Genomic DNA, 16,246 nt, shown 5'->3' with positions numbered 1-16,246 from the left:
TGCATTTTCAAATACCATTCTATCGAACAGCAACTTTAGATAGTACGTGCAAACTCTTGGATCTCAAAGACTTCGATTTTATCGCCATCTTCTACATCATAACCACGGACGGCTAGACCACATTCCATGCCGGTACGTACTTCATTGACGTCTTCTTTGTAGCGACGTAATGATTGCAATTGACCAGTAAAGATAACTTGGTCATTACGTAAAACACGGATAGGCTTGTTGCGATAAATCGTACCTTCAACCACCATACAACCGGCAGCTGCACCAAACTTACTAGAACGGAATACTTCACGAACGTCCGCGACACCCAAGATTTTCTCACGATGTTCAGGAGCCAACATACCGCTCATGGCTGCTTTCACATCATCAATCAAGCCATAGATGACACTGTAATAGCGAATATCCATGTTAGATACATCTGCTTTACGGCGTGCGGTTGCATCTGCACGGACGTTGAAACCTAGCAATACTGCTTCACTAGATTCTGCCAGTGTTACATCAGACTCAGAGATAGGGCCAACGCCTGAGCTGATTACTCTGACTTTGACTTCATCCGTTGATAATTCGTTCAGTGCTGCAAGTAACGCTTCAAGTGAGCCGCGAACGTCAGTTTTTAAGACAATATTTAAGAATGACACATTACCTTGTTCCATCTGATCGAACATGCTCTCTAAACGCATCGCATTTTGACGCTCAAGCTGACGCTCACGCTCGCGATTGGTTCTAAAGTCAGCGACTTCACGAGCTTTTTTCTCATCGGTTAAGACTAAGAACTCGCTACCAGCAGCTGGTGTTTCAGGTAAACCTAAAATCTCTACAGGGATTGAAGGACCAGCCGATTTGATGCGCTGACCATGTTCATCAGTGATCGCACGGACTTTACCATAATGCTCACCAGCTAAGACTAGATCACCTTGTTTTAACGTTCCTTTTTTAACGAGAACGCTGACAACAGGACCGCGGCCTTTTTCAAGTCTTGACTCGATCACCACACCTTGAGCAGCACCATCTAATGGCGCTTCTAGCTCCATGAGCTCTGCTTGGATACTGATAAGCTCTAGTAGGTCATCAATACCATCACCGGTTTTGGCCGAAATACGAGCCATCGGCGTATCACCGCCCCACTCTTCTGATACCACTTCTTTCGCAGTCAATTCATTGAGCACGCGATCAGGATCAGCACTTGGCTTATCCATTTTATTGATAGCAACAATGATTGGCGTACCAGCAGCACGAGCATGATCAATCGCTTCTTCAGTTTGCGGCATCATACCATCATCAGCAGCGACAACGATCACTACGATATCCGTCGCCTGTGCACCACGTGAACGCATTGCACTAAAAGCTGCGTGACCTGGGGTATCAAGGAAGGTAATCACACCGCGTGAAGTTTTCACATGATAGGCGCCGATATGCTGAGTAATACCACCGGCTTCACCGGTCGCAACTTTCGTTTCACGGATTTTATCTAGTAATGATGTTTTACCGTGGTCAACATGACCCATGATAGTAACGACTGGTGGGCGCGTTTGTATGTTACTGCTACGCTCATCAACCGCATATTGTAGATCGTCTTCAACTTTAGTATCACTAACGGGTACTGGATTATGACCCATTTCTTCAACGATTAGACTGGCTGTTGCTTGGTCAATCGTATCTGATTCGCGAGCGATTTCACCCATTTTCATGAGCAATTTCGTTACTTCACGGGCTTTAACAGCCATACGCTGTGCGAGATCAGAAACAGTGATTTGTTCACTGATTTCTACATCATAAACAATTTTTTCGAGAGGCTTTTCAAACTTATGCTGTGTCGACTGGCTTGAACGTAAACCGTTTTTACGGTTTTTAATTTCACGCTCGTCTTGATTCTTACGACGACCACGGCCACGAGCACTAGTGCTACTTGCACCGCGCTTGATTTCACGACGTTCTTTTTCAAATGATTCTTCTAGCGCATCACCTACCAGACCTTCTGCCAATGGTTCGTCTTTACGAACTTCAGCAGCAGGCTGATCCGTATATTGACCAGCCATTTTGCGCATTTGCTCAAGCGTACGTTTTTGCGCTTCTTCAGCTTGGGTACGACGTGTTTCTGTTTCAATCTCGCGTAAACGAGTTTCTTCTTTCTCACGTACTTCGCGAGCTTTACGCTCAGCGGCTGTTTCAACTTTTGGTTTCGTCGCAGCAACTTTCTTCTTAGGTTGTTCTTTCGGCTTGACCTCAACTGTGGTCTTACCGCCTTTTTTCACAACTACTGACGTTGAGATATCATCGTTCTTATCACTAGACTTTTTACTAGAGCCCAAACTTGCGCGCATCGCGGCTAGAGTAGCTGCCTGACGATCTTCAGATTTTTTCTTAGTAGCAGCACGGTCTTCAGCATCTTTAGCAGCACGCTCTTGCGACTCAATCATCGCTTGCTCGCGCGCAGCTAATTCTTCAGCCATCTTCTCTGGATCAGGCTTCTCGAACACTTTCTTTTTACGCACTTCGACATTGACGCTTTTAGATTTACCCGAAGAGCCAGTCACACGCGCAGTACTAGTGGTCTTAGACTTAAGACTAATACGACGCTTTTCTTCCTGACCATGACTTTGCTTTAAATACGTCACCAACTTTTCCTGCTCAAGCTCGGTGACTAGGTCACCCTCTGCGCGCGCAGGCAGTCCAGCATCTACCAGTTGCTGTTGTACAGCACTTGCGGTTTTGCTAACCATATCTGCTAGTTCTTTGACGGTCTTATCTGCCATTTATTATCACCTACTGTCTATTATTTGCTATATGTTCAATTCAGTTGTTGGCTACAAATGATTGGGGTAAGGCCAGTATATATATTGCAATTATACCAGCACTTTATTATCAATAGCATATCACCAAAAGACAGCGATATGCAGTTACCGCTTATTCATTGAACCAAGATTCCCGAGCTTTCATGATGAGTTTTCCTGCGGTTTCAGTATCTAAGCCTTCGATATCTTCTAAATCGAAGACAGCTTGTTCTGCCAAGTCATCAACAGTAATGATGTCTTTTTGTGCCATTTTATAAGCCCAACTGACCGTCATTCCTTCAAGATCTTGCAGTTCTTGACTTGGCTCTTTCATGTTTTGTTGTTTAACTAATTCGTCTGCGATGACCAATTCTTTAGCACGCTCTTGAATCATATCAATCGCTTCATCGTCTAAACCTTCGATATCATAAAAGGTTTCAACTGGCACGTAAGCCACTTCTTCAATACTGGTAAAACCAATATCGACAAGTGCTTGTGCTAAGTCTTTATCTACTTCTAAACGCTCGTAGAACAATTCAATAAAGGCTTTAGATTCGTTCTCTTGACGCTGCTGATACTCTTCTTCTAGCATCATATTAAGCTTATAGCCGGTTAGCTCAGAAGCCAAGCGGACGTTTTGACCTTGTGAGCCAATCGCGCGCGCTAATTGATCATTGGTGCTAAAGACAATATCAGCGGTCTTAGTATCTTCATCTAAAATAATACTGCTAACGTCAGCAGGCTCTAGAGCACTGATGATGAATTGAGCTGGGTCATCTGACCAAACCACCACATCAATACGCTCGCCATCAAGCTCTTGCTGTACCGCTTGGATACGCGTACCACGCATACCGATACAAGCGCCAACAGGGTCGATACGATGATCATTGGTTTTCACGGCTATTTTAGCACGAGTACCTGGCAAGCGAGCGACATTACGAATTTCAATAATTTGTTCGGCAATCTCAGGCACTTCTTTTTGCATCAATGCCGAGAGCATTTCAGGATGAGTACGCGATAATAGCAACTGTGCACCGCGATTTTCACGGTTCACATGATATAAGATGGCATTGATACGTGACTTAGCACGTAGCTGCTCACGAGGCAACATCTGATCGCGTGAAAGATAACCTTCAGCATTGTCACCTAAGTCGATGATGAAACCATCACGAGTCTGTTTTTTAACTTCGCCGTACATCATTTCGCCAACACGTGGCTCAAAAGCATCTGCTACTAAGTTACGCTCAGCTTCACGGATTTTTTGGATAATAACTTGTTTGGCTTGCGTGGCCGCAATACGACCAAATTCGATTGACGCAATTTGCTCTTCTTTGATATCGCCAATTGACCATTCTTCTTGATCAAGGTCAGTGATAGCAAGCTGACAAGCAGGCATTTCATGGTCTTCATCTGCAACCACTGTCCAGTAACGATAAGTATCATAATCGCCTGTGGCACGGTCGATAGCAACGCGCACTTCTACTTCCGGCTGATCGGTATATACTTTTTTCTTAGTCGAAACCACTAAAGCTTCTTCAATTGCTTCAAAGATATCTTCAGGATTTAAGCCCTTTTCATTACTGACAGTTTCTACTACCGTTAAGATTTCACGACTCATGCTATACCTGTCCTATCATTTTTTAATTGACTTAAATTTTATAATTTGTATATTGCTATATATTTTCACCATCAGCTATGTGAGCTATTTGGAGATTAAAATACCAATTATAATGAGCGACTTAAATGATCAAATCAAACTATCCGTGTTAATAAACTCAACATTCGAATTAAATAAGCATTCGAATTAACTAAGCATCTTCATAAATCAAATTGGCTTTATCGATATTAGTCAATGCAATCTCGAACTGCTCACCATCAGCAGCTGTCAGTTTTAAAGAAGTTGAATCTATACTATTTAAGGTTCCTGTGGCTTTACGGCGCTTTTTATCACCTTCGCCAATCGCTTGTATCAGACGTAAACTGACTGTTTGACCAACATAGCCATGCATTTGCTCATCTGAGAAAAACGCGCGGTCAAAACCAGGTGAAGATACTTCTAATATAAACTCACCAGAAATAGGATCGTGAACCTCTAAAATACCGCTGACCTGGTGATTTACTGCCGCACAATTTTCAATCGTCACCTGTTTATCTTGAGCTTGGTCTTCAGGTAACGACTCAATATAAATACGCAACAAAGAACGATTGCCTTGCGGTGCAAATTCTATACCCCATAGCGCTACATCACAAGCGGCGACTGCAGGGGCAATAATACTAGTTAATTCTGTAACCTTAGTAGAAAGTTTCATAATCTATTAATAATGTCCTATTTGCATATCTGTTATAAATGAATCATTTTAATGGTCTATTTATAACAGTCAGTATAATCATTGTATATTCTATTATTTCTACTACCCACTCAACCCGATCTTATATGGGTCATGCTTATTTATAAGGGCACAACCAATAATTATCAAGCTCAAAAGCTTAGTGCTATTATTATTCATAAAGCAGTACTATCGATAAAAGGATGAGGAATAAAAGATAGTGTGCTTACCAGTTATCACGCAGTAGCAGGTGATGACCAGTAACGAATAGTATCGTACTCTATAGGCATAGAGCTTAGCATAAATAGGATAGATATCGCGATAACACCGACTTTAAGATACAAAAAAACCCACAAGCATAATGGTGGGCTAATTGGCACTGACAAATTTAGTGTACAAAATATCAGTATAAAAAGTGGTAGCGGGGGCTGGATTTGAACCAACGACCTTCGGGTTATGAGCCCGACGAGCTACCAGACTGCTCCACCCCGCATCAATCTAGAACGCGTATTATAGGGAGGTTTTATAGTAGTGTCAATCTTTATTTGAAAATAACTTAAAATAAAAATATTACCTATCTAACAACCCACTTAATACGATACAACTTTAAAAATTGGTGCGATTGGGGGGACTTGAACCCCCACAGCTTGCGCCACCACCCCCTCAAGATGGCGTGTCTACCAATTCCACCACAATCGCATTTTTCTAATTGCTCTGTTTTATAACATCTTATCTCTCATAATTGATGCTTTAAGGTAGGCATCGATAGATATAGACTTGTAAAAACAGAAAAGCATTGTAAATGTAACGCTTTAAAATAGCAAGAGCTGCCTGCTCAGAAAACGTTTGTTAACGCTCGCTAAAAACTGCTACTGAGGATTTTGAGTCAAAGGTCGCGGCGTTTGCGGTGCTGACACTGGCGCATCTAGACGGAACTGATCTTCCGCTTGCTTACGAGCATGGACGGCAAGCGTCATACTGGTGATAAAAAATATGAGGGTCAGCACGGCTGTCGCACGAGTTAGAAAGTTTGCTGTGCCTGCTGCGCCGAATACTGTGCCAGAAGAGCCTGCGCCAAAAGAAGCCCCAGCATCTGCCCCTTTGCCATGCTGTATCAAAATCAAGCCAATCATGGCAATCGCCACGATAATATGCAGGGCTAATATAAACGTATACATGGTGGCCTCTTTTGCCGCGTAATGACGACTGATAACGAAAAATAAATCGTGAGATTTAATAGTAATAGCGATCAGCGCCTAATGACGCTAAATCAATGATATAAATAAGGCGCATTGTACACGATTGCAAGGGCACTGTTAAACCCACTTTTGCCAACTGATAAAGACATTTTGTGAATAATAAATAAATAAAGACTCACACTTTTATTATATCTAGCAATAAGCTATTAAATACTGCCTTTACTAAAAGCGGTGGCAATCGCTAAAAAGCTCTCTGCTTTTAGGGAAGCGCCGCCAACCAATGCGCCGTCAATCATGGCATCTGCAGCAAAAATATCAGCATTGTCAGCATTGACACTACCACCATATAAGACAGTAATAGCAGACAGTGACTCCGCAACGCCTGCAACCGATTGCTTAATATGCTGGTGAGTCGCGCTAACCTCTGCCACTGTGGGTACTTTGCCAGTCCCAATCGCCCATACAGGCTCGTAGGCAATGATTAAACGAGTCGATAACGAATCAATAAGTTCTTGCTGCTGGGCAAGTAGACTCTTGATAACCGATAACTGGCTGTCGATGACTTCTAGCGTTTGCTGATCATCATATTGTGCTTGCGTCTCACCAATACAGAATACGACGCCCAAGTCTTGCATTAGAGCGTGAGTCACTTTTTGCAATAAGCTATCATAAGATTCTTGATGATACTGACGGCGTTCAGAATGACCAAGGATAGTCCAGGTTGCGCCAGCGTCAGCAATTTGTTGCGCTGAGCAATCACCCGTATATGCGCCGACACTGGCACTATGGGCACTGATATCTTGTGCCGCGCACAGTACTGAGGTGCCTTTTAAACGAGCACTAACCGCAGTCAAATGAATAAAGCTTGGCGCGACCATTAACTGACAGCGAGCGGTAACCTCTGAATTAGCTTGCTCTGTCGCTTCAATGGCAGTAAGTAAGTCATCTAGTAGCGCATTGACGTCATGGCTCGTCGCTGGATTCTGCTTCCAATTTCCAATTACCCAAGCTTGCATTCTCATCTACCTTTTCTTATGTATGACTGCCAATGTGGCTAATATGCGCGCAAGTATAACAAATATTTCACAAGTGCTATAGTATAGTGCGTCCGGAATTAGAACTGACTTTTTAGCAGGTTTCTTATTATATTTTGCTAAGGTATCGTTTTTTGCAGGTCGATAGTTCTCTACTATATATAAAACCTTTAAATTCCAGTAAATTCCTATATGATTCTATCAATATAAAAGAAAGTGCCGACCATCAATAAACTCTATACCTTAAAAAAATCTTTAAAATTAATATTTTAAAAAAGTAGCTTAAATATTAACGTTAGCTTGGCTACCAATTGAACATAATAAACAGATAGCCTGTAGTTTAGGTAAATACATCGTATATTCAGTATTGAGTAAGGAGAAGTCTTAATGTCTATCACAACCAGTAAATACGGTGGCCTAGCGCAGCAGCTGATTAGCGAAGGTATCGTCAGCGAAGCACATATGAAATCGGCTCAGACTGAGTCGCAGCAACAGCAGATAGGACTGGTGTCTTATCTGGTAGATCATAAACTTGCCAATGCTTATCAATTGGCACAGATGCTGTCGCAAGCTTTTGGTGATCCTTTATTTGATCTTGATGCGCTTAGTAACGATGTCCTTCCAAAAGATTTGGTCGATGAAAAAATCGTTCGCAAGTTTAATGCCTTACCAATCTTTAAGCGTGGACAACGCTTGTTTGTGGCATTAAGTGATCCAACGCGTATTGATGCTATTGACGCCATTGCCTTTAACTCACGCTTATCTATTGAAACGATTGTAGTTGAAGAAGATAAGTTAAAAAGGCGTATTGATAGCCTTTACGCTGATACGATGCAGAATTTCGATAGCTTTTCTGATAGTGATTTAAATATTGGTTTTGATGAAGGCGAAGAAGAGGAAGGCGAAACCAAACTCTCTGATAGTGTCGAAGAAGCACCGGTAGTAAAATTTGTGAATAAAATGCTGGTTGACGCTATTCGTATGGGAGCATCAGATCTACATTTCGAGCCTTATGAAAAGAGCTATCGAGTCCGCTTCCGAGTCGACGGTGTGATGCAAAAGATGGCCAATCCGCCCGTACAGCTTGCAAGTAAGATTGCTGCGCGCCTAAAAGTTATGTCACAGATGGACATCTCAGAGCGCCGTGTTCCACAAGATGGACGTATTAAGCTGAAGATATCTAAAGATAAAGCCATCGACTTTCGGGTAAGCTGCCTGCCTACTCTATTTGGTGAAAAACTCGTTTTGCGTATCTTAGATCCATCCTCAGCCATGCTCGGCATTGAAGCACTCGGTTATGAGCCTGACCAAAAAGAGATGTTTTTAGAAGCGCTGCACAAACCGCAAGGAATGCTATTAATTACTGGTCCAACGGGTTCTGGTAAAACGGTTTCGCTTTATACTGGTATCAACATCCTGAATACTGGTGATACTAATATCTCAACTGCTGAAGATCCTGTCGAGATTAACCTTGAAGGGATTAATCAGGTCAACGTTAATCCGAAAGTAGGACTGACTTTTTCTAGCGCTCTCAAGTCATTCTTACGCCAAGATCCCGATATTGTGATGGTTGGTGAGATTCGCGACCTTGAAACGGCTGAAATTGCGATCAAGGCAGCGCAAACAGGTCACATGGTTCTCTCAACTCTTCATACTAACTCAGCACCTGAGACGTTAACACGTCTACGCAATATGGGTGTGGCCTCTTTTAATATTGCGACTTCCGTGAATTTGGTCATTGCCCAGAGGCTAGCACGGCGCTTATGTAAGAATTGTAAAAAGCCTATCAATATCCCACGTCAAAGCTTGCTTGAGCTTGGTTTTAACGATGCTGACTTGGATAATCCAGACAATACCATTTACGAACCCGTAGGCTGTAATGAATGCCGCGAAGGCTATAAAGGCCGTGTCGGTATCTATGAGGTAATGAAGGTCAGCCCTGACATTTCACGTATCATCATGGAAGACGGTAATGCGATAGACATTAAAGATGCCGCTGTCAAAAATGGTTTTAGAGATTTACGCCGTTCTGGCATTTTAAAGGTTTTACAAGGTGTGACCAGTATTCAAGAAATGATGCGCGTCACGTCTGAATAATATGCATAACCTAAAGATTAAGTAATAACACTGTCAAAAATATCCACTTTATTTGTTATTTCTTTGTCAGAAGTAACGACAGTCAGTTTGGATAGAAAATAAAACAGATATATACTAGTTTTTTGCGCTAAAATGAAGTAGAGCTGCTTCGAACGACAAATCAGGCACATTTTTGCGAGCTTGCACTATATATATTCGACTATATCAGACAATTTTTTGAGGGAAGCAACATGGCAAAAGCTAAGACCGACATGCTATTAGACTTTGTCTATGATGGGGTAAACCGGCGCGGGCAAAAAGTAAAAGGTGAAACGACCAGTCGTAGCTTAGAGCTGGCAAAAGCCACTTTGCGCAAACAAGGGATTACGGTTAAAGGTATTAAGAAAAAACCAAAACCCTTATACACCTTCAAAAAATCCATTAAGCCTATCGATATTGCAATTTTTGCTCGTCAATTGGCAACGATGATGAAAGCTGGTGTGCCGTTAACACAATCCTTTGAAATTGTCGCTGACTCCCTTGATAACCCTAGTATGAAAGATTTAGTGTTGCAAATAAAAGCGGATATTGAAGCCGGCGGCACCTTTGCTTCGGCATTACGTAGACACCCACGCTATTTCGATGATTTGTTTTGTTCCCTTGTTGATTCTGGCGAACAATCAGGTGCGTTAGAAACCATGCTTGAGCGGGTTGCTACTTATAAAGAGAAAAGCGAGCTACTTAAAGCAAAAATCAGAAAAGCTATGAAGTATCCTATAGCTGTTGTTGCAGTTGCTATTATTGTTACCATTATCCTACTAGTTAAAGTCGTTCCAGTATTTGCTGATTTATTCGGCTCTTTTGGTGCTGAATTACCTGCTTTTACTCAAATGGTTGTAGGTATGTCTGAGTGGATGCAAGCATGGTGGTTTATTTTAATTGCAGCTATTGGCGGAGCAATAATTGGTTTCTCAGAAGCAAAAAAACGTTCTAAGAAATTTCGCGACTTTTTAGACCGTGCTGTACTAAAAGCCCCGATATTTGGCAATATCGCTTATCAAGCAGTCATCGCGCGTTTCGCACGCACACTATCTACTACTTTTGCTGCCGGCGTGCCACTTATTGATGCACTAGATTCCACTGCTGGCGCAGCAAATAATGTAGTTTTCTATAACGCTATCCAACAAATAAAAAATGATGTGTCGACGGGTCAGCAATTACAGTTTTCGATACGCTCAACTAATTTATTCCCAAGTCTAGCCATTCAAATGGTCGGTATCGGTGAAGAATCTGGTAGCTTAGAAGAAATGCTAGACAAAGTGGCTGTCTATTACGAAAACGAAGTCGATAACGCCGTTGATGGTCTAACCAGCTTAATGGAACCACTAATTATGTCAGTATTAGGAGTATTGGTCGGTGGCTTGGTTATTGCCATGTACTTGCCAATCTTCCAAATGGGCTCAGTGGTAGGCTAAAGACTAATTAAAGGACAGCTACTTGATGCAGTTTATACAATTATTACAAGAAAATATGGCACTAGCTTTGATCGTTTTTGGTGTACTCGGGTTGTGTGTCGGCAGTTTTTTAAATGTGGTCATTCACCGTATTCCGCTAATGATGATCTTTTCTTGGCGACAAGAATGCAGCCAGTTTATGGCTGAACAAGCGGATATGCCTCGTGAACACACTACTCCACTGACCGATATTATAGTCACTGATAGGCCTATTACTTTAAGTAAGCCGGCATCCCGCTGCCCGCAATGCGCACATAAAATAAAGTGGTACGAAAATATCCCTTTGATCAGTTGGATGGTGTTACGCGGGCGCTGCTCGGAGTGTAAAGCCGCTATTGGGCTGCGTTATCCCATCGTTGAGTTGGTTACTGCGCTGCTATCTGTATTGGTTATTTATAAGTTTGGTGTCAGTACGGCTGGTATATCAGCATTAATTTTAGTATGGACGCTCGTTGCGTTAACTGGTATTGATTTTGATACGCAGCTACTACCTGATCGCCTAACGTTCCCATTAGCAGGGTTAGGGTTGGCCGTAAACTCACAGGGTTGGTTTGTCTCGCCAACTCAGTCCATTTGGGGCTTATTGCTTGGATTCTTATCATTGTGGATAGTGGTTAAGGTGTTCTATTTAATCACTAAAAAGCATGGTATGGGACAAGGGGACTTTAAACTATTAGCGGTATTGGGTGCTTGGCTTGGACCTATGATGTTGCCGTTGATTATTCTCTTGTCATCCTTGCTCGGCTCAATCGTTGGGCTTATCCTCATGAAAAAACAAGGTGAGAGCAGACCTTTTGCCTTTGGTCCTTATATCGCTATTGCAGGTATTATAGCTTTACTGTACGGCTCAGACATCGTCAGCTGGTACTTAGGTATGTATACTTAATTGTTTACACCTAATCATGTACACTTTGGTATGTATCATTAATCAAGTAATTTAGCTATTTCTCAATAATTATATTTAACCTTTAATAACCATTTTTTAGGTTTATGGTTGATTACCATCACCTTTCTATTAGTCAGATAAGTCCTTATTATGTCAAAATATGTAGAAACACCCTCACCTTATTCGCATCAACCACAACTTCGTCAAACCAAAAGTAAGACTTTAGTAGTAGGTTTGACCGGTGGTATCGGCAGTGGTAAATCTGCTGCCAGTGACTGGTTTGCACAGCAAGGGATTGATATTATTGATGCTGATGTCATTGCTCATGAAGTAGTTGCTAAAGGTAGCTCATCTCTGCGCAAAATACAGAAAAAATTTGGTAATTGGGTGCTTAATGCCAATGGAGAGATGGACCGTGCCGCGGTGCGGACGCATGTTTTTACTTATCCAGAGGCACTGATTGAGCTAGAATCAATTACCCATCCAGCGATACGTGAGGCTGCGAAATTACAGCTAGCCGCCAGTACCTCACCTTATATAGTGTTGTCAGCGCCACTACTTATTGAAGGGGCGGAAGCAGGTCTGGCCAATTTATGCCAGCGTATTTTAGTCATGGATGCCGCAGTGGACATCCAGCTGGCTCGTGCCAGCCAGCGAGACGAACAAAGCGTACAAAAGATTAAAGCCATTATGGTCAATCAGCTAAGCCGCGAAGAGCGTAATAAGCATGCCGATGATGTGGTACTCAACGATGGCAATCTGACTGATCTTTACCTAAAGTTAGAGCCGCTACATCAGAGCTACCTTACGCTTGCCCAGCAGCTAAAGTTCGCTGCCGATTAATCTCATATAAGGCCATACCGGTAGCCACACTTACATTTAAACTTTGTAAGTTACCATGTTCATTCCCTGACATCGGAATATACACCAGCTCATCACAGCTTTCCGTTGTCAGGCGGCGCATTCCCTCTCCTTCCGAACCCATAATAAGTGCCGTTTTGCCAGTCAAGTCTGCTGCATGTATTGGTTTAGCATTGGCGTTGAGGGCGGTACCAAATACAAAGACACCGGCATTTTTAATCTTCGACAGCGTACGTGCTAGATTGGTCACGCTAATAATAGGCATCATCTCTGCCGCGCCGACCGATACTTTGGCAACCGTTGGCGTAAGGCTTGCGGCATGGTGTTTTGGACAAATAACGGCATCAACGCCCATCGCCACTGCTGTACGCAAGCAAGCACCAAAGTTATGGGCGTCGGTTATTTGATCTAGTACCAGCAGCAAGCACTCATCGCGCCCAGCAATAATATCAAGCAATCCTTCATCAGCGAAACCTAAAGGACGAGCGTTAAGCACCACACCTTGGTGTTGCGGGCTGCCACAAAGTTGAGTGAGATTATCTTTTTGCGTCGGTTGAATACTAATGCCATTAGCGCTTGCTTGCGCCATAATAGCCTGTACACTGCTGTCGCTTTCACGTCCTTGCTGCACAAATAAACTAAGCCCATCAAGAGGACGGTGTTCGAGCAAAGCATCAATCGCATGAATGCCGTAGAAATAGGTGGGTTTTGCCATAATAGGCCTGCCGATTATAAAGTGGATATCGCATCATACGATAGGAGATAAAAAGATATAACAATCATTGTAGCAACTAATCAATAATTTCATATCAATAAGATAATAAAAAAAAGAAATAAACCTTATCAAACCGATAGGGTTTATTTCTTTTAAATGTTGGATTTTTAGGTGTTATAAACTATGTTATGACACCTTTAACACTATTAACCTTCTAAGTGACAGATATACTGGACGATTTCTTCTGTGCGTAAGTTAAAACCACTATTGCCTTCCACCACGAATGACTGTCCTGCGCGGTAGTAGCTGAATTCTTCGTCACCATTTATTTTAACTTCACATTCACCGCTGATAATTTCAATACGTTCAGAAGTGTTGGTGCTGAAATGGTAATGTTCGACCAAATTATCGCAAGGCAAGATAACACCTAAGGTTTTATGGCGACCGTCCTCGAACATGAGGGTATGGCTTGAGCAACGACCATCGTATGATATCGTGGCTTGGGCATTGACTGTTACATTGGTAAATTGCGCCGCTGTCATAAGTGGCTTCCTTATCAAATAATTATTGCCAAACGAAAGAACCAAAGTGGAAAACTTAACTGAAAAACCTAACTGACAAGTAAACAACTGAATAAATGACAGTTGTCGTACCTCTGTTTTATATCAGTTTCACATCGCTAAACGTTTATTGTAAATACAGAGTCAGCTGAATTTGTCTAAAATAATGCATTATTACCGACATTTTATACTGTATAGCTTTATATAATCATCTAGTAGATGCATCCTATATACTAGGATTTATGCAAATCTAATAGTAAGAGTTTATCATTATGTGAGATTATGCTACCACACTATATCTATAAAGTTTGTTACAGCAACTATGAAAGTTTCACTTATTATTAAAGCAGGGATTGATGTCATTGATTACCTTTAATATTTGTATTTAAAGCTTTTTGCCACCATACTATTTGCCAACAACATTTATCGATTTATTCGTATTAAGTAAACCTTTTCATTCCTTTATTTACCCTATTGTAGAGATGACCTCCCAGCATTATATTGCATTGTATGTGAGGTTCGTTGTCTGTCATGAGAGGCGTTGATGCTAGTATCATTAACTTTACATCAGTTTGCGTTGATTGCTCAGCATGAGCTGAATGTGGCTGAAGGCTTCAATGTCATCACCGGTGAAACGGGTGCTGGCAAGTCGCTATTACTTGATGCGCTATCCTTGTGTGCAGGCGAGCGCGCCGACAGTGCCATGGTCAGACATGGTGCAGCCCATGCTGACATTTATGCTCAATTTGATGTCGACAATAACAGCGTCGTCGCTGAGTGGTTCGCAAAAAATGATAGAGCGCTAGAAGAATCAGAAGTATTGATTCGTCGTCAACTCAGTAATACTGGGCGCTCAAAAGCATGGTTAAATGGCTCGCCAGTTAGCTTGGCTGAGCTAAAAAGCTTAGGGTCATTGCTGGTTAATATCCATAGCCAACATGCTCAGCAAGCACTGCTTAAGCCGCAGTTTGTGGTGCAATGGTTAGATGATATGGCGCAGATAACTGCCCTTGCTACGCAGACGGCAAGCAGCTATCAAGGCTATCAACAGCTCAAACGCCGCGCGGATGAAATGGCTAGCCGTGAAGAACAGCGTAAAGATCGTATTCAACTTTTACAAAGCCAAATCGCCGACATTGCGCCGTTATTAGCCGTCGATTACACAGAAGTCGAAGCGGAACACGAAGAATTGTCTAATATTGAAGCATTAATGCAAGAGGCCAGTCATGGCTTGCATCTGCTCGATAATGACACCGACGAGCCAGATGTGATGACAATGTTAGGACAAGCGATTAAGCTCTGTGACAATCAAATGAGCGTCAGTCAAACGTTCGAGCAGGCGTCTGAACAGCTGCATTTGGCACAGCAGCAGATAATTGAAGTGACGGGCTTGTTATCAGATTATGCCGAGCAGCAACTACCTGACCCTGAACGTTTGCAATCATTAGACAGTTTAATCAGCTTAGGTCATCGCTTATCACGTAAACACAATTTGCCAGCTGGCGATTTGATCAATGAAGCAAAGGCGTGGCAAGCACAGTTAGAGCAGTTAGAAAATGAGCCGAGTAGTGATGCAATGGCGGCGCAAATTGAGCAAGCATGGCAAGACTATCTTACAGTAGCAATGCAGCTAAATAAAGAACGCGCTAAAGCAGCACCGATTGTGAGCAAACAGTTGATTAAGCAATTACAACCTCTTGCCCTACCCAATGCGCGCTGCGAATTTATTTTTACCAAAAAGACAGATCCTAGCCAGTATAATGCGCAAGGTTGCTATGATATTGACTTATTATTTAGCGCCAACGTCGGTATGCCGATGCAGCCGCTACATAAAATCGCCTCAGGCGGTGAGCTGTCGCGCATGGCGCTGGTGATGCAAGTCCTGCAAGCGACCAGTGCTGATAATAATGCTGCCAAGCCGATGCTCGTCTTTGATGAAGTCGATGTTGGTATTAGTGGTGGCACTGCTCAGGTGGTCGGTGAGCTATTACGTACTCTTGGGCAAACGCAGCAGTTGCTCGCGATTACCCATCAAGCACAAGTAGCGGCGCAAGCACATCAGCATATCTTAGTACAGAAACACCATGACCAGCAAACTGAAAGTGAGCTATTAATCTTAACTGATAGCGCCCAAATCGATGAATTAGCACGCATGTCTGGCGGCTTGACCATCACTGACATCACCCGTGACCATGCGCGTAGTTTGTTGACCGATGTTAAATAAACGTTATAAGTTCATAATCTCTGTCTAATATGTACCTAATAGCTGCTAAATATTTGCTTTAGTTGATTTT

12 protein-coding genes and 2 tRNA genes are annotated in these 16,246 nt (G+C 42.5%); 5 read left to right on the top strand and 9 right to left on the bottom strand.

From position 1 onward, the window contains the following. Positions 1 to 35: 35 nt before the first annotated feature. The 7 genes from infB to tpiA all read right to left on the bottom strand — a co-directional run bounded on the left by infB (position 36) and on the right by tpiA (position 7,322). A complete protein-coding gene (gene infB, locus WAZ74_RS07115) occupies positions 36 to 2,762 on the bottom strand; it encodes a translation initiation factor IF-2 (protein WP_422307262.1) in 2,727 nt (908 codons plus the stop codon). A gap of 151 nt (positions 2,763 to 2,913) precedes the next feature. After that, the gene (nusA, locus tag WAZ74_RS07110) at positions 2,914 to 4,398 is read right to left on the bottom strand and encodes a transcription termination factor NusA (protein ID WP_422307260.1); all 1,485 of its coding nucleotides are present in this window, start codon (positions 4,396 to 4,398) and stop codon (positions 2,914 to 2,916) included. A 190-nt stretch (positions 4,399 to 4,588) separates the two neighbouring features. Further along, positions 4,589 to 5,089 carry a ribosome maturation factor RimP gene (gene rimP, locus WAZ74_RS07105; RefSeq protein ID WP_422307258.1) on the bottom strand — a complete coding sequence of 167 codons (501 nt, stop codon included), beginning with the start codon at positions 5,087 to 5,089 and terminating at the stop codon, positions 4,589 to 4,591. A 434-nt stretch (positions 5,090 to 5,523) separates the two neighbouring features. Continuing rightward, positions 5,524 to 5,600, bottom strand: a tRNA-Met gene (locus WAZ74_RS07100). Positions 5,601 to 5,721: 121 nt separating this feature from the next. Beyond that, positions 5,722 to 5,806 (bottom strand) — tRNA-Leu (locus tag WAZ74_RS07095). A 170-nt stretch (positions 5,807 to 5,976) separates the two neighbouring features. Next, a complete protein-coding gene (gene secG, locus WAZ74_RS07090; RefSeq protein WP_079692976.1) occupies positions 5,977 to 6,285 on the bottom strand; it encodes a preprotein translocase subunit SecG in 309 nt (102 codons plus the stop codon). A gap of 227 nt (positions 6,286 to 6,512) precedes the next feature. After that, positions 6,513 to 7,322 carry a triose-phosphate isomerase gene (gene tpiA, locus WAZ74_RS07085; protein WP_422307256.1) on the bottom strand — a complete coding sequence of 270 codons (810 nt, stop codon included), beginning with the start codon at positions 7,320 to 7,322 and terminating at the stop codon, positions 6,513 to 6,515. Between the two features lie 405 nt (positions 7,323 to 7,727). Between tpiA and pilB the strand changes: the two genes are divergently transcribed. The 4 genes from pilB to coaE all read left to right on the top strand — a co-directional run bounded on the left by pilB (position 7,728) and on the right by coaE (position 12,659). Then, on the top strand, positions 7,728 to 9,437 hold the full coding sequence (gene pilB / locus WAZ74_RS07080) for a type IV-A pilus assembly ATPase PilB (protein WP_422307254.1): 1,710 nt from the start codon (positions 7,728 to 7,730) through the stop codon (positions 9,435 to 9,437). Between the two features lie 230 nt (positions 9,438 to 9,667). After that, on the top strand, positions 9,668 to 10,891 hold the full coding sequence (locus tag WAZ74_RS07075) for a type II secretion system F family protein (protein WP_422307252.1): 1,224 nt from the start codon (positions 9,668 to 9,670) through the stop codon (positions 10,889 to 10,891). A 25-nt stretch (positions 10,892 to 10,916) separates the two neighbouring features. Next, a complete protein-coding gene (locus tag WAZ74_RS07070) occupies positions 10,917 to 11,816 on the top strand; it encodes a prepilin peptidase (protein ID WP_422307250.1) in 900 nt (299 codons plus the stop codon). Positions 11,817 to 11,966: 150 nt separating this feature from the next. Further along, positions 11,967 to 12,659, top strand: coding sequence for a dephospho-CoA kinase (gene coaE / locus WAZ74_RS07065; RefSeq protein WP_422307248.1), 693 nt, complete (start codon positions 11,967 to 11,969; stop codon positions 12,657 to 12,659). Here the strand turns inward: coaE and rlmB are convergent. Next, positions 12,622 to 13,392 carry a 23S rRNA (guanosine(2251)-2'-O)-methyltransferase RlmB gene (gene rlmB / locus WAZ74_RS07060; protein WP_422307246.1) on the bottom strand — a complete coding sequence of 257 codons (771 nt, stop codon included), beginning with the start codon at positions 13,390 to 13,392 and terminating at the stop codon, positions 12,622 to 12,624. The genes coaE and rlmB overlap by 38 nt on opposite strands. Before the next feature lie 206 nt (positions 13,393 to 13,598). Next, the gene (locus tag WAZ74_RS07055; RefSeq protein ID WP_422307244.1) at positions 13,599 to 13,934 is read right to left on the bottom strand and encodes a pyrimidine/purine nucleoside phosphorylase; all 336 of its coding nucleotides are present in this window, start codon (positions 13,932 to 13,934) and stop codon (positions 13,599 to 13,601) included. A 562-nt stretch (positions 13,935 to 14,496) separates the two neighbouring features. Between WAZ74_RS07055 and recN the strand changes: the two genes are divergently transcribed. Continuing rightward, a complete protein-coding gene (gene recN, locus WAZ74_RS07050) occupies positions 14,497 to 16,176 on the top strand; it encodes a DNA repair protein RecN (RefSeq protein ID WP_422307242.1) in 1,680 nt (559 codons plus the stop codon). Positions 16,177 to 16,246 lie beyond the last annotated feature (70 nt).

The sequence above is a fragment of the Psychrobacter sp. genome (genome assembly GCF_049295055.1).
GTDB lineage: Bacteria > Pseudomonadota > Gammaproteobacteria > Pseudomonadales > Moraxellaceae > Psychrobacter.
The sequence above is the reverse complement of the archived record's forward strand: the minus strand, read 5'-3'. Positions and strand labels throughout refer to the sequence as shown.